The organism is Stenotrophomonas panacihumi, from assembly GCF_001431645.1.
Classification (GTDB): Bacteria; Pseudomonadota; Gammaproteobacteria; order Xanthomonadales; family Xanthomonadaceae; genus Stenotrophomonas_A; species Stenotrophomonas_A panacihumi.
Genome location: NZ_LLXU01000131.1, coordinates 1 through 22,185 on the forward strand (window position 1 = coordinate 1; position 22,185 = coordinate 22,185).

General features: G+C 70.4%; 18 protein-coding genes and 1 pseudogene. 16 read left to right on the forward strand and 3 right to left on the reverse strand.

Annotation, left to right across the window (positions count from 1 at the left end; translation table 11 throughout):
- The 11 genes from ARC20_RS16720 to ARC20_RS16770 all read left to right on the forward strand — a co-directional run.
- Positions 1 to 185: helix-turn-helix domain-containing protein (locus tag ARC20_RS16720; RefSeq protein ID WP_152983966.1), on the forward strand; the 185-nt coding region annotated here is incomplete at its 5' end.
- Between the two features lie 71 nt (positions 186 to 256).
- Entirely contained in the window at positions 257 to 1,405 is a 1,149-nt protein-coding gene (locus tag ARC20_RS16725) for a threonine aldolase family protein (RefSeq protein WP_057649173.1), read from the forward strand.
- Positions 1,406 to 1,550: 145 nt separating this feature from the next.
- Positions 1,551 to 3,179: a TldD/PmbA family protein gene (locus ARC20_RS16730; protein ID WP_057649175.1), complete on the forward strand. Its 1,629-nt coding sequence runs from the start codon at positions 1,551 to 1,553 to the stop codon at positions 3,177 to 3,179.
- Between the two features lie 165 nt (positions 3,180 to 3,344).
- Entirely contained in the window at positions 3,345 to 4,979 is a 1,635-nt protein-coding gene (locus ARC20_RS16735) for a TldD/PmbA family protein (protein ID WP_057649178.1), read from the forward strand.
- A 16-nt stretch (positions 4,980 to 4,995) separates the two neighbouring features.
- A complete protein-coding gene (locus ARC20_RS16740; protein WP_057649179.1) occupies positions 4,996 to 6,330 on the forward strand; it encodes a TldD/PmbA family protein in 1,335 nt (444 codons plus the stop codon).
- 186 nt (positions 6,331 to 6,516) lie between these two features.
- Entirely contained in the window at positions 6,517 to 7,188 is a 672-nt protein-coding gene (locus ARC20_RS16745) for a DUF4159 domain-containing protein (protein WP_057649181.1), read from the forward strand.
- Positions 7,189 to 7,213: 25 nt separating this feature from the next.
- Positions 7,214 to 8,206 carry an AAA family ATPase gene (locus tag ARC20_RS16750; protein WP_057649183.1) on the forward strand — a complete coding sequence of 331 codons (993 nt, stop codon included), beginning with the start codon at positions 7,214 to 7,216 and terminating at the stop codon, positions 8,204 to 8,206.
- Between the two features lie 8 nt (positions 8,207 to 8,214).
- Complete coding sequence (locus ARC20_RS16755) at positions 8,215 to 9,114, forward strand: DUF58 domain-containing protein (RefSeq protein WP_057649184.1); 900 nt, start codon at positions 8,215 to 8,217, stop codon at positions 9,112 to 9,114.
- Positions 9,105 to 10,259 (forward strand): BatA domain-containing protein, encoded by a 1,155-nt coding sequence (locus ARC20_RS16760; RefSeq protein WP_057649186.1) that lies wholly within the window; start codon positions 9,105 to 9,107, stop codon positions 10,257 to 10,259. The genes ARC20_RS16755 and ARC20_RS16760 overlap by 10 nt, the downstream gene beginning before the upstream one ends.
- Positions 10,256 to 12,466: a hypothetical protein gene (locus ARC20_RS16765; RefSeq protein ID WP_057649188.1), complete on the forward strand. Its 2,211-nt coding sequence runs from the start codon at positions 10,256 to 10,258 to the stop codon at positions 12,464 to 12,466. Before ARC20_RS16760 ends, ARC20_RS16765 begins: the two co-directional genes overlap by 4 nt.
- On the forward strand, positions 12,463 to 14,160 hold the full coding sequence (locus ARC20_RS16770; RefSeq protein WP_057649190.1) for a hypothetical protein: 1,698 nt from the start codon (positions 12,463 to 12,465) through the stop codon (positions 14,158 to 14,160). Before ARC20_RS16765 ends, ARC20_RS16770 begins: the two co-directional genes overlap by 4 nt.
- Here ARC20_RS16770 and ARC20_RS16775 read toward each other — a convergent pair.
- Positions 14,157 to 14,783, reverse strand: coding sequence for a DUF938 domain-containing protein (locus ARC20_RS16775; RefSeq protein WP_057649192.1), 627 nt, complete (start codon positions 14,781 to 14,783; stop codon positions 14,157 to 14,159). The genes ARC20_RS16770 and ARC20_RS16775 overlap by 4 nt on opposite strands.
- Before the next feature lie 83 nt (positions 14,784 to 14,866).
- Here ARC20_RS16775 and ARC20_RS16780 point away from each other — a divergent pair, with 83 nt between their 5' ends.
- Together ARC20_RS16780 and ARC20_RS16785 are read left to right on the forward strand one after the other, a co-directional pair.
- Positions 14,867 to 15,334 carry an MgtC/SapB family protein gene (locus ARC20_RS16780; protein ID WP_057649266.1) on the forward strand — a complete coding sequence of 156 codons (468 nt, stop codon included), beginning with the start codon at positions 14,867 to 14,869 and terminating at the stop codon, positions 15,332 to 15,334.
- 129 nt (positions 15,335 to 15,463) lie between these two features.
- Complete coding sequence (locus tag ARC20_RS16785) at positions 15,464 to 15,904, forward strand: SRPBCC family protein (protein ID WP_057649194.1); 441 nt, start codon at positions 15,464 to 15,466, stop codon at positions 15,902 to 15,904.
- On the opposite strand, the gene ARC20_RS16790 is transcribed toward ARC20_RS16785, so the two are convergent.
- Both ARC20_RS16790 and ARC20_RS16795 read right to left on the reverse strand, forming a co-directional pair.
- Entirely contained in the window at positions 15,880 to 16,239 is a 360-nt protein-coding gene (locus ARC20_RS16790; protein WP_057649196.1) for a thioredoxin family protein, read from the reverse strand. The two genes, ARC20_RS16785 and ARC20_RS16790, sit on opposite strands and share 25 nt — an antisense overlap.
- Before the next feature lie 13 nt (positions 16,240 to 16,252).
- Positions 16,253 to 16,645, reverse strand: coding sequence for a host attachment family protein (locus ARC20_RS16795; protein WP_057649197.1), 393 nt, complete (start codon positions 16,643 to 16,645; stop codon positions 16,253 to 16,255).
- A 156-nt stretch (positions 16,646 to 16,801) separates the two neighbouring features.
- On the opposite strand from ARC20_RS16795, the gene ARC20_RS16800 reads away from it, so the two are divergent.
- From ARC20_RS16800 to ARC20_RS16810, 3 genes and pseudogenes are all read left to right on the forward strand, one after another.
- Positions 16,802 to 19,300, forward strand: coding sequence for a DEAD/DEAH box helicase (locus ARC20_RS16800; protein WP_057649198.1), 2,499 nt, complete (start codon positions 16,802 to 16,804; stop codon positions 19,298 to 19,300).
- Positions 19,276 to 20,307: pseudogene (locus tag ARC20_RS16805) on the forward strand (ribonuclease H-like domain-containing protein); the annotation flags it as partial. The gene ARC20_RS16800 and the pseudogene ARC20_RS16805, both read left to right, overlap by 25 nt.
- 124 nt (positions 20,308 to 20,431) lie before the next feature.
- The gene (locus ARC20_RS16810; RefSeq protein WP_237642618.1) at positions 20,432 to 22,183 is read left to right on the forward strand and encodes a ShlB/FhaC/HecB family hemolysin secretion/activation protein; all 1,752 of its coding nucleotides are present in this window, start codon (positions 20,432 to 20,434) and stop codon (positions 22,181 to 22,183) included.
- The last annotated feature ends 2 nt before the right edge of the window (positions 22,184 to 22,185 follow it).

Consider the following 22,185-nt stretch of genomic DNA (forward strand, 5'->3'; position numbering starts at 1 on the left):
AAGAGGTGAATAAGAGAGGGGCGCAGTGGCGCTCGCAGGCCAGGCTGCTGCGCGCGCTGGAACGGCTGGCCGGCGGCGAGAAGGTGATCGACGTCGCCGCCGCGCTCGGCTACGACAACGCCAGTGCGTTCACCCGCATGTTCCGCCGCCATTTCGGGCAGGCGCCGAGCCGGTTCTTCGGCTGACGCGCGCGGGCGGCTATGCTCGGGGCGATGTCGCCGCCATTGGGGCCGGCGCACGGGCCACAAGGATGTGCATGGATCGTCGCAGCTTTCTCGCCACCAGCGGCCTGGCGGCCGCGTTGCCCGCGCTGGGCGCCAGCGCACCGGCCTTCGCCGCGGAGACTGCCGCCAGCAACGTGGACTTCCTCACAGACGGCCTCGGCCTGACCCCCTCGCAATACGCGGCCGAGCTGTCGAAGCTCACCGCCACGCGGGATTTCGAGGCCGACTACTACAGCCTCGGCGGCACGATCGAGGACATCGAACACGCCTTCGCCCGGCGCCTCGGCAAACCCGCCGCGATCTACCTGCCGACCGGCACGCTGGCCAACCACCTGGCGGTACGCGCGCTGGCCGGCGAACACCGCCGCGTGCTCGTGCAGGCCGAGAGCCACCTCTACAACGACAGCGGCGACTGCACCTCGGTGCTGAGCGCGCTCAACCTCGTGCCGCTGGACTCGAACAACGCCGCGCTGCCGCTGGAATCGGTACGCAGCGAAGTCGCGCGCGCGGCCGGCGGACGGGTGCCGATGCGGATCGGCGCGATCTCGCTGGAAAGCCCCGTGCGTCGCCTCGGCCATCGTTACGTGCCGTGGGAGGACGTACGCGCGCTGTGCGAGTACGCGCGTGGCGAGGGCATCGGCCTGCACCTGGACGGTGCGCGGCTGTTCAACCTGCCGCAGCACACCGGGCACGACGTGCGCGCGTACGCCGCTCTCTTCGATACGGTCTACGTCTCGCTGTGGAAACACTTCAATGCAGCCTCCGGGGCGATCCTGGCCGGCGAGTCGGCGCTGATCGAGCCGCTGCGCCCGCAACGGCGAATGTTCGGCGGCGGGCTGCCGCATGCATGGCCGCTGGCCGCGCCGGCGTTGAATTATCTGGAGGGCTACGAAGCGCAGTACGCCCGCGCGTGGCAGGCGGCCGAGCAGCTGTTCGCGCTGCTGAAGGCCGATGGACGCCTGCGCATCGAGCGGCTGCCGGAAGGCACCAGCAGCGTGCTGCTGTTCCTGCCCGAAGGAACCGATGGCGATGCCTGGGCACGCCGGTCGCAGGCGCAGGGCGTGCACGTCGCCGCGCCGCCGCCGGGAGGCAATGCGATGCTGCAGGTCAATGGCACGTTGCTGCGGAAGTTGCCGAAGGTCGTGGCGGATGTACTGCTGGGGGCACTGGGTCACGGCTGAAGCCGCTCCTGCAGGCGTGGCATTGCGGCCACCGTCATGTCGTCCATGACCGCAGTCACTTGACCACCTTTCCGCGCCCCGGCCACGCTCGGGGTTTGCGCAATGCGATGGATGCCGCACGCGCCCGTCCCAGGAGAAGCCCCGCGTGGATCGTCGTACCTTCCTGCAGCTCTCGGCGCTTGGCGCCGGCGGGCTGCTGCTGCCCAGCACCCGCCTGATCGCCGCCGAACAGCTGCTCGTCCCCGCCGACGCCGCGCGCAACCGCCGCCTCGCCGATGCCGCGCTGGCCGCCGCCAAGGCCGGCGGCGCCAGCTACTGCGACGTGCGCGTGGGCCGCTACCTGCGCCAGTTCGTGGTGACCCGCGAGGCGAAGGTGGAGAACGTGGTCAATGGCGAATCCATCGGCGTGGGCGTGCGCGTCATCGCCAACGGCGCCTGGGGCTTCGCCGCGACCAACACGCTCACCAGCGACGGCGTGGCCACTGCCGCGCGCCAGGCCATCGCCATCGCCCGCGCCAACGCGCGGCTGGCCGAACGGCCGGTGCAGCTGGCGCCGGTCAGCCCGGCCGGGCAAGTGAGCTGGCGCACGCCGATCAAGCGCAATGCGATGGAAGTGCCGGTCGCCGAGAAGGTGGCGCTGCTGCTGGACGTCAACGCCGCGGCGATGAACGCCGGCGCGGATTTCGCCGCCTCGCGCCTGTTCGCGATCAACGAGCAGAAGTATTTCGCCAGCAGCGACGGCTCGTGGATCGACCAGGACGTCCATCGCCTGTGGTTGCCGTTCACCGTCACCGCGGTGGACAAGGCCAGCGGCAAGTTCCGCACCCGCGACGGCCTCGGCGCGCCGGTCGGCATGGGCTATGAGTATCTGGATGGCGACGCCGCGCAGAAGCACCACCTGCCCGGCGGCCTCATCGCCTATGGCCTGTCCTACGACCCGCGCGAGGACGCGGTGGCCGCGGCGAAGCAGGCGCGCGCCAAGCTTTCCGCGCCGTCGGTCAAGCCGGGCAAGTACGACCTGGTGATCGACCCGAGCAACCTGTTCCTCACCATCCACGAGTCGGTCGGCCACCCGCTGGAGCTGGACCGCGTGCTCGGCTACGAAGCCAACTACGCCGGCACCAGCTTCGCCACGATCGACAAGCGCGACGCCGGCTTCCGCTGGGGCAGCCCGCTGGTCAACTTCGTCGCCGACAAGACCCGCCCGGGCAGCCTGGGCGCGGTGGGTTACGACGACGAAGGCGTGAAGACCAAGCAGTGGGACCTGGTGCGCGACGGCATCCTGGTGGATTACCAGTGCACCCGTGACCAGGCGCACATCCTGGGCAAGACCGAGTCCGACGGCTGCAGCTATGCCGATGCCTGGTCCAGCGTGCAGTTCCAGCGCATGCCCAACGTCTCGCTGGCGGCCGGCAAGCAGCCGCTGGACGTGGCGAAGATGGTGGCTGGCGTGGAGAAGGGCCTGTACATCCATGGCCGCGGCTCGTACTCCATTGACCAGCAGCGCTACAACGCGCAGTTCGGCGGCCAGCTGATCTACGAGATCGAACACGGCCAGGTCACCCGCCTCGTCGAGGACGGCGCCTACCAGATCCGCACGCCGGAATTCTGGAACTCGGTCTCGGCGATCTGCGACGAACGCGACTTCCGCCTCGGCGGTTCGTTCTTCGACGGCAAGGGCCAGCCCAGCCAGGTCTCGGCGGTGTCGCACGGCTCGGCCACGACGCGCTTCGACGGGGTCAACGTCATCAACACGGCGCGCTCGCTGGGGTGAGGACGAGGCCGGTGGGCGCAAGCCGTGCCGCCGGTCCACTTGATCCCTGTCGAAAGTCACTCGACGCACCGCCCCGCGTCCCGCAAGAATCGGGGACGCGGGCAGTGGGCCGCGTCCAACCAACAACCTTCCGCGCCCGTCGCGGGTTTTCCGGGGAGTATCGCCGTGCAACGACGTGATTTCCTGGCCCTGAGCGGGCTGACCGCCGGCGGCCTTTTGGTGCCGTCCTTCTTTGGCAAGGCCATCGCGGCCGAGCAGTTGCTGACCATCCTCGACCCGGCGCACAAGAAGCGCCTGGCCGACACCGCCCTGACCGCCGCGCGCGCCGCCGGCGCGAGCTACTGCGACGTGCGCGTGGGCCGCTACCTGCGCCAGTTCGTGATCACCCGCGAGGACAAGGTGCAGAACGTGGTGAACACCGAGTCCACCGGCGTGGGCATCCGCGTGATCGCCAACGGCGCGTGGGGCTTCGCCGCCACCAACGAGCTGACCGACCAGGGCGTGGCCAGGGCCGCGCAGCAGGCCGCGGCGATCGCCAAGGCCAACGCGAAGATCCAGACCGCGCCGGTGCAGCTGGCCAAGGCGCCGGGCTTCGGCGAGGTGTCGTGGAAGACGCCGATCAGGAAGAACGCGATGGAAGTGCCGATCAAGGACAAGGTCGACCTGCTGCTCGGCGTCAACGCCGCGGCCATGGGCGCCGGCGCCAGCTTCGTCAATTCCATGCTGTTCGTGGTCAACGAGCAGAAGTACTTCGCCAGCACCGACGGCTCGTACATCGACCAGGACGTGCACCGCATCTGGGCGCCGATGACGATCACCGCCATCGACAAGGCCAGCGGCAAGTTCCGCACCCGCGAGGGCCTGTCCGCGCCGATGGGCATGGGCTACGAGTACCTGGACGGCGCCGCCTCGGGCAAGGTGCTCACCCCGAACGGCGTGGTGAACTACGGCCTGTCCTACGACATGAAGGAAGACGCCATCGCCGCGGCCAGGCAGGCGCAGGAGAAGCTGAAGGCGCCTTCGGTCAAGCCGGGCAAGTACGACCTGGTGCTCGACCCCTCGCACACCTGGCTGACCATCCACGAATCCATCGGCCACCCGCTGGAGCTGGACCGCGTGCTCGGCTACGAAGCCAACTACGCCGGCACCAGCTTCGCCACGCTGGACAAGCAGAAGTCGCATTTCCAGTACGGCAGCGACAAGGTCAACATCTTCGCCGACAAGGTGCAGCCGGGCAGCCTGGGCGCCGTCGGCTACGACGACGAAGGCGTCAAGACCAAGCGCTGGGACCTCATCAAGGACGGCGTGCTGGTGGACTACCAGGCCATCCGCGACCAGGCCCACATCCTGGGCAAGACCGAATCGGACGGCTGCTGCTATGCCGACTCCTGGTCCAGCGTGCAGTTCCAGCGCATGGCCAATGTCTCGATGGCCGCCGGCAAGACCCCGCTGAGCGTGGCCGACATGATCAAGGACGTCGAGAACGGCATCTACATCATCGGCGACGGTTCGTTCTCCATCGACCAGCAGCGCTACAACGCGCAGTTCGGCGGCCAGCTGTTCTACGAGATCAAGAACGGCCAGATCACCCGCATGCTGGAAGACGTGGCCTACCAGATCCGCACGCCGGAGTTCTGGAACGCCTGCGTGGCCGTGGCCGACGAGCGTGACTACCGCCTGGGCGGTTCGTTCTTCGACGGCAAGGGCCAGCCGGGCCAGGTCTCGGCCGTGTCGCACGGCTCGTCCACCGCGCGCTTCAACGGCGTCAACGTCATCAACACCGCCCGTTCGCTGGGCTGATCCGGAGCCTTACCTCATGAGCATCCTCACCGAAGCACAGGCCAAGGCCATCCTGGACAAGGTCATCAAGCTGTCCAAGGCGGACGAGTGCACCGCCCAGCTGTCCGGCTCCATCGACGGCAACATCCGTTTCGCGCTCAACAACGTCTCCACCAGCGGCATCGTGGAGAACACCGAGCTGGCCGTGCAGGTCGCCTTCGGCAAGCGCGTGGGCATCGCCACCATCAACGAGTTCGACGACGCCTCGCTGGAGCGCGTGGTGCGCCGCGCCGAAGACCTCGCCCGTCTGGCGCCGGAGAACCCGGAGTTCATCCCGGCGGTGCAGAAGCAGGACTACCAGCCGAGCCCGACCTTCAGCGAATCCACCGCCGCCATCGACCCGGAATTCCGCGCCAAGGTCGCCGCCGATTCCATCGCCCCGTGCAAGGGCCACGGGCTGATCGCCGCCGGCTTCCTGGAAGATGGCCAGAGCTTCACCGCCATCGCCAACTCCAACGGCAACTTCGGCTACCAGCGCGGCACGCGTTTCGACTACACCTGCACCGTGCGCACCGAAGACGGCCGCGGCTCGGGCTGGGTGGGCCGCAACCTCAAGGACGCGGCGGACTTCAAGGCCGAGCAGGACATCCGCATCGCGATGCGCAAGGCCAGCGAATCCTCCGAGGCCAAGGCGCTGGAGCCGGGCAAGTACACGGTGATCCTGGAACCGGCCGCGGCCGCGGGCCTGATCTCCTTCATGATGAACTTCTTCAGCGCGCGCTCGGCCGATGAAGGCCGCAGCTTCCTGTCCAAGAAGGGCGGCGGCAACAAGCTCGGCGAGCAGGTCTACGACCCGCGCGTGAACATCACCGCCGACCCGTGGCACCCCGGCGCGCCGGTGCTGCCGTGGGACGACGAGGGCCTGCCGCGCGAGAAGATGGCCATCGTCGAGAACGGCAAGATCGCCAACCTCAACTACTCGCGCTTCTGGGCGCAGAAGAACGGCAAGCGCGCGGTCGGCGAGCCGGGCAACCTGCTGATGGCCGGTGGCGACAAGTCCATCGCCGATCTGGTGCGCACCACCGAGAAGGGCATCCTGGTTACCCGCACCTGGTACATCCGCATGGTGGACCCGCAGACGGTGCTGCTGACCGGCCTGACCCGCGACGGCACGTTCTACATCGAGAACGGGCAGATCAAGTACCCGGTGAAGAATTTCCGCTTCAACGAATCGCCGGTGATCATGCTCAACAACATCGACGAGCTGGGCAAGCCGGTGCGCGTGGCGGGCGATGAGTCGAGCTTCGTGATGATGATCCCGCCGATGCGTTTGCGCGATTTCACGTTCACTTCGTTGTCCGATGCGGTGTAAAGGGTAAGGCGATGCCCGCGAAGCGGGCTTCGCCCCCAAGCTTGCGCGTGCGCAAACTTGGGCCCCTGTTTCGATGCTTCCAATTCCCCCGCGCCTTCGGCGCGCCCCCCTTTACCAAAGGGGGGCTCTCCATCCGAGGCAGTCTTGGCCAGTCGTTCTTTCACGCGTGGTGAGTTTCTTCGGCTGATGCTGGGTACGGCGGCGGCCTTTGCCGTGCCGTCCGTGCGCGCCGCCGCGCCGCAGTACGACTTCTGGTTCACCCGCCTCAAGTACGACTCCGGCGACTGGGACGTGGACGCGCGCATGCCGTCCAACCTCATCACCTCGCTGGTCGACTACACCCACCTGCGCGTGGATCCGGTCGAACACGTGCTGCCACTGGCCGATGCGCGCGTGCTGCAGGCGCCCTTCCTGTACCTGGCCGGGCACAAGCTGGTCGAGTTCAACGCGGCCGAGCGGCGCAACTTCGAACGCTACGTGCGCAATGGCGGCTTCGCGTTCGTGGATGACTGCAACCACGATATCGACGGCCTGTTCGCGCGCTCGTTCGAGGCGCAGATGGCGTCGATCTTCGGCAAGGACGCGCTGAAGAAGCTCTCCAACAAGCACCCGATCTACAGCAGTTTCTTCAAGTTCCCCGAAGGCCCGCCGGCCACCGGCTTCGAGCTCAACGGCTGGGGCGACGACCTCGTCCACGACTACCTGAAGGGCATCGAGATCGACGGCCGCCTCGGCGTGCTCTACAGCAACAAGGACTATGGCTGTGAGTGGGACTACGACTGGCGCAACAAGCGCTTCCTGGCCGAAGACAACACGAAGTTCGCGGTGAACATCGTGATGTATGCATTGAACAGCTGACCTGCTCCTTCATCGAGACACCCCCATGACCTCCCCAGACGCCTCCGCACTCCCGCAGCACATCGCCCGCCTCGGCGAGCTCCGCCAGGCGCTCGCGCAGGCGGTGGTCGGCCAGTCCACCGTGGTCGAACAGCTGCTCATCGGCCTGCTCGCCGGCGGCCATTGCCTGCTCGAAGGCGCGCCCGGCCTGGGCAAGACGCTGCTGGTGCGCTCGCTCGGCCAGGCGCTGGCACTGCAGTTCCGCCGCGTGCAGTTCACCCCGGACCTGATGCCCAGCGACATCCTCGGCACCGAACTGCTGGAGGAAGACCACGGCACCGGCCACCGCCATTTCCGCTTCCAGCCCGGCCCGATCTTCACCAACCTGCTGCTGGCCGACGAACTCAACCGCACGCCGCCCAAGACCCAGGCCGCGCTGCTGGAGGCAATGCAGGAACGCACCGTCAGCTACGCCGGCACCACCTATTCGCTGCCCGCGCCGTTCTTCGTGCTGGCCACGCAGAACCCCATCGAGCAGGCCGGCACCTATCCGCTGCCCGAAGCCCAGCTGGACCGCTTCCTGCTGCACGTGCGCGTGGATTACCCCAGCGAAGCGGAAGAGCGCGACATCCTGTTGCACACCACCGGCACGCACAGCGGCACGGTGCCCAAGGTGATGGACGGCGACACGGTCGTGGCGCTGCAGGCGCATGTGCGCGAGGTGCACGTGGGCGAGGACGTACTGACCTGGATCAACCGCATCGTGCGCGCCAGCCGTCCCGGCCCGGAAGCGCCCGAAGCCGTGCGCCAGTGGGTGAAGTGGGGCGCCGGCCCGCGCGCCGGGCAATCGCTGGTGTTGGCCGCCAAGGCGCGCGCGCTGCTGCAGGGCCGCTTCGCCGCCACGCGCGAGGACGTGGTCGCGCTCGCCGCGCCGGTCATGCGCCATCGCGTGCTGCTTTCCTTCGCCGCCGAAGCCGAGCAGAAGCGCCCGGACGACGTGATCGAGGCGCTGCTCGCCGCCGTGCCGTTCCCCGCCTGATTCGCCCCGTGGACGTTTCCGGGCCCTTCCTGATTCCCGCCGATGTGCGCGGCCGCCTGCGCAGCGTGCAGCTGCGCGCGCGCCGTGCGGCGGGCCAGCAGAGCGTGGGCCTGCACGCCAGCCGCAGCCGCGGCGCCGGGCTGGAATTCGCGCAGTACCGCGCGTACGAGCCGGGCGATGAACTGCGGCAGATCGACTGGAAGCTCTATGCGCGTTCGGACCGCTTCTTCGTGCGCGAAGCCGAGCGCGAAAGCCCGCTCACGTTGTGGCTGCTGCTGGATGCCAGCGCGTCGGCCGGGCAATCGGACGAGGCGCGCCCGGGCCATAGCCGCCTGGACACGTTGCGCGGTATCGCCGCGTGCGCGAGTGAGTTGGCATTGCGGCAAGGGGATCGCTTCGGCCTGATCGTGTTCGGCGGTGACCGCGTGCAGCTGGTCCCCGCCGGCGTCGGCACGCGACAGCGCGACCGGATCTGGCTCGCCCTGCAAGGCCTGCAGGCCGAGGGCGGTTGGCCTTCGGAAACGGCCCAGCGCGTGGCCTGGGAACGCAGCGCCGCGCACGACCTGGTGCTGATGCTGGGCGACGGCTTCGACGAGGCCGGCGTGGTGCTCGGCGAACGGCTGGCCAAGGCGGGGCGCGAGGTAGTGCAGCTGCAGGTGCTGGGCGCCGACGAACGCGATTTTTCCTTCCGCGGTGGCCATCGCTTCCGCGACCCGGAAACCGGCGAGGAACTGCTCGGCGATGCCGACGCGCTGCGCGCCGACTACCTGCGCCGCTTCGGCCAGGCGCTGCGCGAGCGCGAGGCGCGCTGGCAGGCAGCGGGCATCCGCCATGCCACGCAATACCTGGACGAACCCTTGGACGCCGGCCTGCAACGCCTGTTCGGCACGGGGGCGGCATGGGGCTGAGCCTGCTGTTCCCGCTCGGGCTGGCGGCATTGGCCGCTGCGGTCTTGCCCCTGCTGATCCATCTGGCGCGGCGGCAGGAATCGCGCCTGACGTCCTTCGCCGCACTGCGCTGGCTGCGCGCACAGCCCAAGCCGCGCCAGCGCATCCGCATCGACGAATGGCCGCTGCTGCTGGTGCGCCTGTTGTTGCTGGCGCTGCTCGCGCTGTTGATGGCCGGGCTGGCGTGGCAGGGGGCCGATGACCGGCGCCCGCGCGTGCTGGTATCGCCGGCGCTCGACGACGCGGCACGCCGCACGCTGAAGCTGCCCGAGGACGCAAAGGCGCACTGGCTCGCGTTGGGTTTTCCCGCGCTGGAGCAGCCGCGCCCCGCGGCCCCGCAGCAGGAGGCCAGCCTGTTGCGCGAGTTCGACGCCACATTGCCGGCCGATGCGCCGCTGACCGTCATCGTTCCCGCGGTCTGGGGCGACGTGGATGCGCAGCGTCCGATCCTTTCGCGGCAGGTGGACTGGCAGGTGCTGCCGGCTCGCACGCCCGACCGGATCGCGCCGCCGGTGTCCGCGCCGACGCTGGCGGCTGCCGGCTTCGATGAGAAAGACCCGGCGCTGCGGACGTTGCGGGCGCTCAACGCGGCCTGGCAACCGAAAGCCACCGCGCTTCCGCTCGCCGACGCTGCCGGCAGCTCACCGGCACCGCACGCCGCGTTCGTGGCCTGGGGCGCCGACGCATCGATTCCCCAGCCGTGGCAAGACTGGGTGCGTACCGGCGGCCAGCTGCTGCTGGGCGCCCGCACCCCGTGGCCGGACGGCACCTCGCCGCGGACCGAATGGCAGGGTGACGATGGCGAGGTACTGCTCGCCTCCGCGCCTTTTGGACACGGCCGGATCTGGCGTTTGCCGCAAGGATGGAACGCGGCCACCAACGCGCGCCTGCTCGACGCAAGGTTCCCGATCGAACTCGCACGCCACCTGCAACCTGTGGCGCCTCCCGCGCGGGCGGCTGCAGGAGGGTTCGCGCCACTGCATCAGGCGCGTGACTGGCCGCGCCCGCCCCCCGCATTGCTTCCCGGCCTCGCGCTGCTGATCGCGCTGGTCTTCGCACTGGAACGCTGGATGGCCACTTCACCCCGTCGCGGGGTCGTGGCATGAGCGTCGCGCTGCTGCGTTCGCGCTGGGCGGCTGCGCGTCGTCGCCGTCGGCTGACCGTCTTTGCCTTCGGCTGGCCGTGGGCGCTTTTGCCCGTGGTGATGGCGTGGCGGTGGCAGGCCGGCCCCATCGTGTGGCCGGCGCTGCTGGTCGGCGGCCTGGTGCTGGCCGCGTGCGCGGTGCTGTGGTCGCGCCGGCTGGATCTCACCTGGCTGCGTCGTCGCCTCGACGCGGAACCCGCGCTGGAAGACAGCGCCGACCTGCTGTTCGCCGATGCCGCCACGCTGGGCCCGTTGCAGCAGCTGCAGCGCGACCGCGTGGAGGCGCGCCTGGCATCGAACGCGCGCGACCTGCGCGAACCCTGGCCCTGGAAGCGCGGCGTGCCGGTCTTGCTGGTGGGCGTGCTGGCCTTGGCGGCCGTCATCGGCTGGCCTGCGCGCGCCCCGGCTTCCCCGCCACCTTCCGCCATGCACGACGACGCTGCCCGTGCCCGCGAGCAGGCGCGCCTTCGCCACGCCACGCTGCAGGCCACTCCGCCTGCGTATACCGACCAGCCGGCCGGCGCGCTGCCCACGCTCGATGCCAAGGTGCCGCAGGGCACGCGGCTGGCGTGGACGTTGCAGTTCGACCATCCGCCGCGCGAAGTGCAGCTGCGCCTCACCGATGGCCGCACGATTCCGCTTGCGCTGCAGGGTGATCGCGCCACCGGCACGCTGGTGCTGGAGCGCCCGCTGCTCTATCGCATCGTGCTCGATGGCCAGCCGCTGGCCCTGCACCGCCTGGAGCCGGTGCCCGACCGCGCCCCGCAGGTACGCGTGCTCGAACCGGAAGCCTCGCTGGTCGAATGGCAGCCGGCGCGCAAGCGCTGGACGCTGCGCTTCGAAGCCAGCGACGACTACGCCGTCGCCGCCAGCGCGCCGCTGCGGCTCACGCTGGCCCAGGGCAGCGGCGAGAACATCCGCTTCAGCGAACACGGCGTCACCTTGAATGGCAGCGGCAGCGCGCGGCTGCGCCGCTTCGAATACACGCTGGACCCCACCGCGCTCGGCATGCAGCCGGGCGATGACCTCGTGGCCCAGCTGGAAGTGCGCGACAACCACCCGCCCACGCCGCAGACCGCGCGCAGCGGCAGCGTGATCCTGCGCTGGCCTTCGCCGCAGCAGCAGGCCGGCGTCGAATTGGAAGCAAGCGTGCGCAAGACGCTTCCGGCGTACTTCCGCAGCCAGCGCCAGATCATCATCGACGCCGAGGCGCTGTTGAAGGACAAGCGCAAGCTCGATGCGGAGACCTTCCTCAAGCGTTCCGACGCCATCGGCGTGGACCAGCGCATCCTGCGCCTGCGCTACGGCCAGTTCCTCGGCGAGGAAAGCGAGGGCGCGCCGAAGCTGCCCACGCACGACGACGATGCCGTGCCCACCTCCGACGTACCCACCAGCGACGCGCCTACCAGCGACATCCCCACCGCCGACGCGCCGGCACCGGAAAAGCACGCGGACGCCGCACAGGGCGCCGCCGCGCTCGACGACCACGACCACGATCACGCGCCCACTGGCGACGCCCCGGGCTTCGGCAACGAGGGCAACGTGCTGGCCGAGTTCGGCCACACGCATGACCATGCCGAGGCGGCGACGCTGCTCGATCCCAAGACCCGCGCCACGCTCAAGGCCGCGCTGGACCAGATGTGGCAGGCCGAGGGCGAGCTGCGGCAGGGCCGCCCCGACGCGGCGTTGCCCTATGCCTACAAGGCGCTGGGCTTCATCAAGGAAGTGCAGCAGGCCGAGCGCATCTATCTCGCGCGGCTGGGTCCCGAGCTTCCGCCGATCGACATGACGCGCCGCCTGGGCGGTGACCGCGCCGGTCTGGCGCGTCGCGACGACGCGCTGGCGCCGTGGCGCGACGAAGACACGAAGGATGCGCTGGCGTTGTGGACCGCGCTGGCCCCCGCGGCGGGCGAGGTGCCCGCGGCGCGGCTGGACGCGTTCGCCCGTTGGCTGGGCACGCACGAGAACGCGCTGGCGTCGCCCCTGGACTTGGCCGCCGCGCTGGAGCAGTACCGCGCCGAGCCGTCCTGTGCGGAATGCCGCGAACGCCTGCGCGCCTTGCTGTGGACCACGCTGGCCGCGCCGCCGGCCCGGCCGCTGCCGCGACAGGCGCCGGACGCGACCGGCCGTCGCTATCTCGATGCGCTGTCCGCCGGAGATTCCCCATGAACCCCTGGCAGATCGCCACCGCCGGCGTGATCGCGCTGGCCACGCTGGTCGGCCTCTGGCGCGTATGGCGCCAGCCACGCAGCGCGCGCCGGGCGGGCTTGCTGGCGCTGCAACCGCTGTGCGCGCTGGCGCTTTACTTCACCCTGTATCCGCTGCCACGCGCCAGCGAAGGCGGCACGCTGGTGATACTGACGCGCGGTGCAGCGCCGGTAGGCAGTGGCGATGTCATCGCATTGCCCGAAGCCGGCGCGCCGCAAGGCGCCGTGCCGGTTCCCGATCTCGCCACCGCGCTGCGCCAGCGTCCCGGCGTCGCGCGGCTGCAAGTGCTCGGCGAAGGCCTGCCAGCGCGCGACCGCGACGCCGTCGCCGCGTTGCCACTGCAGTTCCAGGCGCCCGCGCCGACACCCGGGCTGGCGGGGCTGTCTACGCCGCCGCCCGTCGCCCCGGGCAATGCGTTCGCGGTGGAAGGGCAGGTGGTGGGCTGGCCGCGTGGCCGCGTCGAGCTGCTCGATCCCGCCGGCAACCGCGTGGATGCCGCGCCGTTCGACGCGCAGGGACGATTCCGCCTGCAGGGCCAGGCACGCCTGGCCGGGCAGGTGCTGTTCTCCGTGCGCGTGCTCGATGCCGAGGGCCGCGAGCGTGACCGCCAGCCGCTGCCGCTGCAGGTGGTGGAGCCGACGCCGTTGCGCGTGTGGATCCTGGCCGGCGCACCGCAACCGGAATGGAAGTACCTGCGCCGCTGGGCCGCCGATGCCGGCGTGACGTTGCACACGCAGATCGCCGTGGGCGGTGGCCTGCAGCTGGGCGACGCGCCCAAGCCGCTCGACGCCGCCACCCTGGCCGGCTTCGACCTGCTCTGGCTCGACGAGCGCGCCTGGAGCGGCCTGTCTGCCTCGCAGCGCGCGGCGGTACGCGAGGCCACGCGAGGCGGCCTGGGCGTGCTGGTGCGGCTGGCCGGGCCGCTCGACAACGGTGCGCGCCAGGCGCTGGCGTCGTTCGGGCTGCCGCTGCAGGGCGGCAACGCCACCACGCCCGTGTCATGGCCGGTAGCCGAAGGCGAAACGCCCGTCGTGCTGGGCCGGCGCGATTTCGCACCCGACACCGCGCTGTCGGTGCTCGCCCGTGATGCGGGTGGAACGCCCTACGCGTGGTGGCGCGGCATCGGCCAGGGACGTATCGGCGTGACCACGCTCACCGACAGCTGGCAGCTGCCGCTGGCTGGCGAAAGCGCCGCGCACGGCCGCCTGTGGAGCGCGATGCTGGCCACGCTGGCGCGCGCCCGCATGCACGGCGCGTCGTTCGATATCCCGGCGCCGGTGTGGGCCGGCGAACGCGGGGTGATTTGCGGGCTCGCGACGAACCCGCAGGTGCGCGATCCCGCGGGCAGGGTGCACGCGCTCATCCGCGATCCCGCAAGCGGTGACTGCGCCGCCTATTGGCCGGCGCAGGCCGGCTGGCACACGTTGGGCACGGGAGGGGACGCCACCGCGTTCTACGTGCGCGACCCGGCGCAGGCGAAGGCCGCCTTCGCGCGCGAGCAGGCCCTGCAGACGGCGCGCCTGGTCACGCCGCCCGATGCGGTCATCGGCGGCGCGAGCAGGGCGGAACATCCCGGGTCGCGCTGGCCGGCGTGGTGGGCATTCGTCCTGCTCGCCGCGGCGTGCGGGTGGCTGGAGCGCGCGCGCCGCGTCTAGCCGACGCGGGCGCCGCCCCGACGCCACAGCAGGCAGAAGTTGTTGGCCGGCATCGCGAAGCGGCCGATCTCACGCAGGCCCGCGGCGGCCGCCAGCGCCTGCACGGCTTCGAGGTCGCGGATGCCGCCTTCGGCATATTCGTTCTTCAACCACGCATCGAAGGTGCGGTTGCTCTCGCTGGTCGGCTGGCCGCCGATGTTGAACGGGCCGTAGACCGCCAGCAGCGCATCGGGCGCCATCAGGGCCGGCAGGCTCGCGAACAGCGCCTGCACCCGCGGCCAGCCCATGATGTGCAGCGTGTTGGCGGTGAACACCGCATCGAAGCCGCCCGGCGGCAATGCGGGCGTGGGCTGGAGGCCGCCCTCCAACTCGGATTGCAGCGCGATGGCGGGGCGCAGGTTCGGCAGTGCCGCCTCGGCCCGCCACGCCTCGATGCCGGGCAATGCGTCGGGATGGTCAGTGGGTTGCCATTGCAGCCACGGCATCGCCGCGGCGAAGTGCACGGCATGCTGGCCGGTGCCGCTGCCGATCTCCAGCACGTGGCGGCGGTCGCCGAAGTAGCTGCGCAGCACGCCGAGGATCGGGTCGCGGTTGCGCTCGGCGGCGGGGGAATGCGGCTTCATCCGCACAGGATAGCCCCGGGCCGCCTTCACCCGGCGTGCGCCGCGCGCTTGCGATGTTGGCGGCCTCACCGGAGGACGCCCGCATGGAACATCTCTCGCAGGACCTGATCGTCGTGCTGCGCGTGGCGGCCGCCATGGTGCTGGGTGGCGTGCTGGGCATCGAGCGCGAGATGGGTCGCCATTCCGCCGGCCTGCGTACCCACATGATGATCGCCGGCGCCGCGGCGCTGATCGTCGGGCTGGGCGACAGCATCGCCGAGCATTTCCAGCAGGAGCGCTACCGCGACCTCCTGCAGGTGGACCCGGTGCGCCTGATCGAGGCGGTCGTGGCCAGCGTGGGCTTCGTGGCCGCGGGCACCATCCTGCGCAGCGCGCGCAGCGACCGGGTGAACGGCCTCACCACGGCCAGTTCGCTGGTGATGGCCGCCGCGATCGGCATTGCATCCGGCATCGGGCGCTACCTCATCGCCGCGGGCGTGTGCATCCTTTGCCTGCTGGTGCTGGGTGCATTCCGGGGCCTGGAGAAACGGGCCGGCACGCCGGGTTCCTGAAGCGCAAGCATGCGCACCGCGAAGTGGCGGGTGACGCGGCTCGAAATCCGCCAGCGGGTTTCCGCGCTGCAACACCACGGCCGTGCCGGAGTGCGCGATCATCCCTTCGCTTGCCGACCGGGGACCCCGATGACCCACGCCCTCCGCCAGCAGATCCACATCGCCGCCGCGCCGGAGGTGGTCGCGACCGCGTTGACCCAGCCCGTGCACATGGCGCAGTGGTGGACGCGCGAGGCGGAGGGCGAGGGCCGCCACGTGCGGCTGGACTGGAGCGCGCACGGCTGGCGCGTGGAGCTGGACGTGCTGCACGACGTCGACCGCCGCCGCGTGGTGTGGCATTGCACGCAATCCAACATGCTCGACAGCCCCGCGTGGGTCGGCTCGTCGATGTGCTTCGAACTGCATCCCACGGCCAGCGGCACGCGGGTGGATTTCAGCCACCTCGATTACCCGGACGCGCCCTGCAAGGACACCTGCGAGGGCGGCTGGGCCTTCTTCCTCGGGCGCAGCCTCAAGCAGTACCTGGAAACCGGGGAAGGCATGCCTTACCCGGATACGTTCTCCACCTGAGCCGGCGGCGCGGCATCCCACCGCGCGAGCGCATCCGCCAGGTCCGCCGCCTCGCGCGGGCGCACCACGCGGGCCACTTCCTGCCCATCGCGCAGCAGCACCAGCGTCGGCCACAGCTTGACGCGGTAGGCGCGGCCGAGCGGCCGCCCCTTGCCATCCTCCACCTTCAGGTGGGTGGCATCGCCGCGCGCCTGCAGCGCCTGCGCCAGGGCTGGCTGCGCGGCCTGGCAGTGCCCGCACCAGGGCGCCCCGAATTCCAGCGCGACGCGCCCGGGCAGGGCCGCCACCGCCTCGGCGGTGGGTTCACTCGCCGCGTAGTCGCCGACGAAGGCCATCGCCGCGGCCTGCTCAGCCCAGCGCGCGCTGGATATCGGCCAGCGGGGCGTTGGTGAGGTCCTTGGCCAGGTCGCCGAGCAGGCGGGCCTGGGTTTCCTTGTGCAGCAGCGGGCGCAGGCGGCCGAGCGTGGTCGGGTCGGCCACCAGCAGCAGGTGCGCGTAGCGGTTGTTGAGCGCGCCCTCGTTGAGCTGGGAAGCCAGCTGCTTGGCGAACGTCGCCTCGTCGACCTGCGCCAGGCTCATGTCCGCCGGCACCGCGCCGGACGGCCCCTGGCCTTCGGCGCTCTGCAGGTCCATGAGCTGGTGCAACTGCAGGCCACCACTCTCGGCGACGTTGGCGAACACCCGGGCGGACCCGCCATCGGCCACCACCACCACGGTGCCTTCTGGGATGCGTTGGGCCATCTCGGTTCTCCTGTTGGGGGGAAGCGACAGCCTGCAATTCGACGCGTGAGCATCGTGTCCCCGTGCAGGCGTCAGGATCATGAACCACGCGCGCCTCCGGACAATCTCACGGATTGAGACAATGAGCGGGTTCGATACGATTTTTGGGGAACCTGCATGGCCCACGCCCTCGCCCGCCGCACCGAGGACGCCGAGCGCGCGCTGTCCACCGTGGATGGCATCCCGGCGCGCGACGGCGCGCTGCTGACCGACCGGCTGTCGCGCCGCTACCACGACCGCATTACCGGCAGCTTCACCATTCCCGGCCGCGAGGGCCGCTACGCGCCGTTGCCGGACGACCTGCCGCCGGCGCTGGCCGCCGCGCTGCGTTCGCGCGGCATCGAGCAGCTCTACAGCCACCAGGCCGAAGCCTGGGACGCCACGCGCAGCGGTGAGCACGTGGCGGTGGTGACGCCGACCGCCAGCGGAAAATCGCTGTGCTACACGCTGCCGGTGGTGGCCGCGGCGATGACCCGCCGCGCCAAGGCGCTGTACCTGTTCCCGACCAAGGCGCTCGCGCAGGACCAGGTGGCCGAGCTGCTGGAACTCAACCGCGCCGGCGACCTCGGGGTGAAGGCCTTCACCTTCGATGGCGACACGCCCGGCGATGCACGCCAGGCAATCCGCCTGCATGGCGACATCGTCGTCTCCAACCCGGACATGCTCCACCAGGGCATCCTGCCGCACCACACCAAGTGGGCGCAGTTCTTCGAGAACCTGCAGTACGTGGTGATCGACGAGGTGCACACCTACCGCGGCGTGTTCGGCAGCCACGTCACCAACGTGCTGCGCCGGCTCAAGCGCATCTGCGCGTTCTATGGCGTGAGCCCGCAGTTCATCCTGTGCTCGGCGACCATCGGCAACCCGCAGGCGCATGCCGAGGCGCTGATCGAGGACCGCGTGCGCGCGATCACCGAATCCGGCGCGCCGGCCGGCGACAAGCACGTGCTGCTGTGGAACCCGCCGGTGGTGAACCCGGACCTGGGCCTGCGCGCTTCGGCGCGCTCGCAGAGCAACCGCATCGCGCGCATCGCGATCAAGTCCGGGCTCAAGACGCTGGTGTTCGCGCAGAGCCGGTTGATGGTGGAGGTGCTCACCAAATACCTGAAGGACATCTTCGACCACGACCCGCGCAAGCCGCCGCGCATCCGCGCCTATCGCGGCGGCTACCTGCCGACCGAGCGCCGCGAGGTGGAGAAGGCGATGCGCGCCGGCGAGATCGACGGCATCGTCAGCACCTCGGCGCTGGAACTGGGCGTGGATATCGGCGCGCTCGACGTGGTGGTGCTCAATGGCTACCCCGGCAGCGTGGCGGCGACCTGGCAGCGTTTCGGCCGCGCCGGCCGCCGCCAGCAGCCGGCGCTGGGCGTGCTGGTGGCCAGCTCGCAGCCGCTGGACCAGTACGTGGTGCGGCATCCGGATTTCTTCGCCGACGCCTCGCCCGAACATGCGCGCATCGCGCCGGACCAGGCGCTGATCCTGTTCGACCACATCCGCTGCGCGGCGTTCGAGTTGCCGTTCAATGCCGGCGAGCCGTTCGGCCCGGTGGACCCGGTGGTGTTCCTGGAAGCGCTGGCCGAAAGCGGCGTGATCCACCAGGAAGGCGAGCGCTGGGAGTGGATCGCCGACAGCTACCCCGCCAACGCGGTCAGCCTGCGCTCGGTGGCCGATGGCAACTTCGTGGTGGTGGACCGCAGCGACGGCAAGCAGCAGATCATCGCCGAGGTCGATTACTCCGCCGCCGCGCTCACCCTGTACGAAGGCGCCATCCACATGGTGCAGAGCACGCCCTACCAGGTGGAGCGGCTGGACTGGGAAGGCCGCAAGGCCTACGTCACCCGCACGCACGTGGACTACTACACCGACAGCATCGACTACACCAAGCTCAAGGTGCTCGACCGCTTCGACGGCAGCACCGCCGGCCGCGGCGACAGCCACCATGGCGAAGTGCATGTGGTAAGGCGCGTCGCCGGCTACAAGAAGATTCGCTATTACACGCACGAGAACATCGGCTACGGGCCGGTGAACCTGCCCGACCAGGAACTGCACACCACCGCGGTGTGGTGGCAGCTGCCGCAGGCGACGCTGGGCAAGGCGTTCGCCTCGCGCCAGGACGCGCTCGACGGCTTCCTCGGCGCGGCGTACGCGCTGCACGTGGTCGCCACGGTGGCGGTGATGGCCGACGCGCGCGACCTGCAGAAGGCCGTGGGCAATGGCGACGGCGCCTGGTTCGCGGTGGCCGACCAGGGCGGACGCGGCCAGCTGCGCGGGGCCGATGGCGCCGAGGGCCATGTCGAACTGCAGCAGGCATTCGTGCCGACGGTGTACCTCTACGACAACTTCCCCGGTGGCGTGGGCTTGAGCGAGCCGCTGTGGCAACGCCAGGCCGAGCTGGTGATGCGCGCGGGTGAACTGGTGCAGCGCTGCGACTGCAAGGCGGGCTGCCCGGCCTGCGTGGGCCCGGTGCTGGCCGCGCAGGAACAGGGTGAGGGTGCGACGCCGAAGACGCTGGCGCTCAAGGTACTTGCGTTGCTGGCGCAGCTCGAAGGCAACGCGCGCGATGCGGTGGACGAGGAAACTTCGGCCGCTGCGTTGGAGGCGGCGACGTGGGCGTAAGCGCCGACAAGCTGCGGCTGTTGCGTCGGCAGGCGGGCACTGCGGTGCCCGAGCCGAAGGCCGCCCCGCCGGTGGCTTCGACGCCCGTACCGGTTACGGCCGCGCCGCCTTCGGCGAACGAGCCGGTCTTCGCCTGGATCGAGCGCGAGGTGCGCCACAAGCCGGCGCAGGGCACGCCCTCTGCGCTCCCCGTGCCGGCAATCGAACCTCGCCGGCGCGGCACCGACATGGACGCGCTGCGCCGGTTGATCGGCCTGCGCGAACGCGCCATCCCCGCCGCCGCCGCGCCGGTGCGACGCGCCAGCGCGCGTGACCGCCACTTGCCCGGCGAGGAGATTGCCCCGGGCCTGCACCTGGTCGAAGCGTTCCTGCCGCAAGCCATTCCCGCCCAGCCGCTGTCGCTGGCCTTCGCGCGCCGCGAGGATGCCGTTGCGCCGGCCGACCTGCTGTTCTTCGATACCGAGACCACCGGCCTGGCCGGTGGCACCGGCACGCGCGCCTTCATGATTGGCGCGGCCGACTGGCACCAAGATGCCGAGCGCGGCCCGGGCCTGCGCATTCGCCAGCTGCTGATGGCCACGATGGCCGCCGAAGCCGCGATGCTGGATACCTTCCGCGGCTGGCTGGCGCCGGGCACCGTGCTGTCCAGCTACAACGGCCGCTGCTACGACGCGCCGCTGTTGAAAACCCGCTACCGGCTCTCGCGCCGCGGCGATCCGCTTTCCGCGCTGGACCACGTGGACCTGCTGTTCCCCACGCGCCGCCGCTACCGTGGCACCTGGGAAAACTGCCGCCTGGCGACGATCGAGCGCCAGCTGCTGCAGATCGTGCGCGAGGACGACCTGCCGGGCTCGCAAGCGCCGGCCGCATGGCTGCACTACCTGCGCGGCGGCGATGCCATCGACCTGCGCCGCGTGCTCGCGCACAACCACCAGGACGTGTTGACGCTGGCGCAGTTGATGCTGCGGTTGGTGGCGGCCGAGGCACAAGAAGCATCCTGCCAATAGGCGCTTCCCTGCCGCGCGGGGCAATCGTGATTTCCGGTGATTTCTCCAATATTCGCGCGTAAAGCTGCTCCCTAGCCTGTGCGCCGCGATCCATCCGGATCGCGTTCCCGGGAGCAGTTGAAGCATGGACCCAGCGACCCGCCCTCCGCGCCTGATGCGGCGGAATCGACGCATTGGCGGTGCACTTTCCGCTGCGTTATCCCTCGTTGCCTTCGGCGGCGCGTCACCGCTGCAGGCACAGCCGGCCGAACCGGCCGCACAGCTGCAGCGCCAGCAGGAAGAGCGCGAACGTCAGCTTCGCGAACAACTCGAAGTGCCCGCTGATGTTCGTCGTGACGATGGGTGGACCGCGCGCCGCTTCAAACGCTTGCCGGCGATGCCGGAATCGCCGTGCTTCCACATCGCCCGCATCGTCCTGGCCGGCGAGGGCAGCACGCGCTTCAACTGGGCACTGAAGGCGGCCAGTCCGCGTGCCGACCGGGCCCTTGGCCGCTGCCTCGGCACGACGGGCATCAACGTCGTGATCGCGCGCGTGCAGGACGCGGTGGTGGCGCGCGGCTACATCACCACCCGCGTGCTCGCCGGGCCGCAGGACCTGACCACCGGCACCCTGGTTCTCACCGTGGTGCCCGGCCACGTGCGTGCCGTTCGTTTCGCCGGGCCCGCCCCCCGCCACGCCAGCCTGCGCAATGCCGTGCCGGCCGGGGCTGGCGCGCTGCTCAACCTGCGCGACGTCGAGCAGGGCCTGGAGAACCTGCAGCGCGTGCCCAGCGCCACCGCCGATATCCGCATCGAACCGGCGCAGGGCGATACCGCCGGCCCCGGTGATAGCACCCTGGTCGTCGCGTGGTCGCAGCGGCGCCCATGGCGCGGCAGCGTGTCGATCGATGACGCCGGCAGCCAGGCCACCGGCAAGCTGCAGGCCAACGCCACGCTCGCGCGCGATAACCCGCTGGGCTGGCATGACCTGTTCTACCTCAACGCCGGCCACGACGTGTTCAACGGCAGCGGCAAGGGCAGCGGCAACTGGACCGCGCACTACGACGTGCCGCTGCGGCGCTGGCTGTTCGGCGCCACCGCCGGTGGCTACGACTACCGGCAGACCGTCGCCGGTGCGTTCGAGGACTATGTGTATCGGGGCCGCAGCGACAACACCGAGCTGCGCGCCAGCCTGCTACTGCATCGCAATGCGCGCAGCCGCCTGAATCTTTACGGCTACGGCTGGCGCCGCGCTGGCCGCCACTACATCGACGACACCGAGGTGCGGGTCCAACGCCGCGCCACCGCCGGCTGGGCCGTGGGCCTGGAGTGGCGGCAGTTCATCGGCGAGGGCAGCCTCGAAGCGGGCATGGGCTATCGGCGCGGCACCGGCGCCTTCCATGCCCTGCACGCGCCTGAAGAGGCGTTCGGCGAAGGCAGTTCGCGCATGCGCCTGCTCAGCGCCGACGCTCGCCTGAGCATGCCCTTCCGGCTCGGGAAGCAGTCGTTGCGCTACCTCGGCAGCTGGCGTGCGCAGTGGAACCACACGGCGCTGGTGCCGCAAGACCGCTTCGCCATCGGCGGCCGCTACAGCGTGCGCGGCTTCGACGGCGAAATCTCGCTGACCGGCGACCGCGGCTGGTGGCTGCGCAATGAAGCCGAACTCGCGCTTGGCGGCGGGCAGGCGTTCTACCTCGGCCTGGACTACGGCCACGTCGCCGGTGGGGCCGCCGTGCGGTGGCAACCCGGCGACCACCTCGCAGGTGCGGCGATCGGCCTGCGTGGCCGTTGGCGCGCGCTGGCCTGGGACGGCTTCTTCGCCACACCGGTGAGCAAGCCTGACCGATTCCCCACGCCACCGCTCACTACCGGCGTCAGCGTCAGCGCCGTCTTTTGATT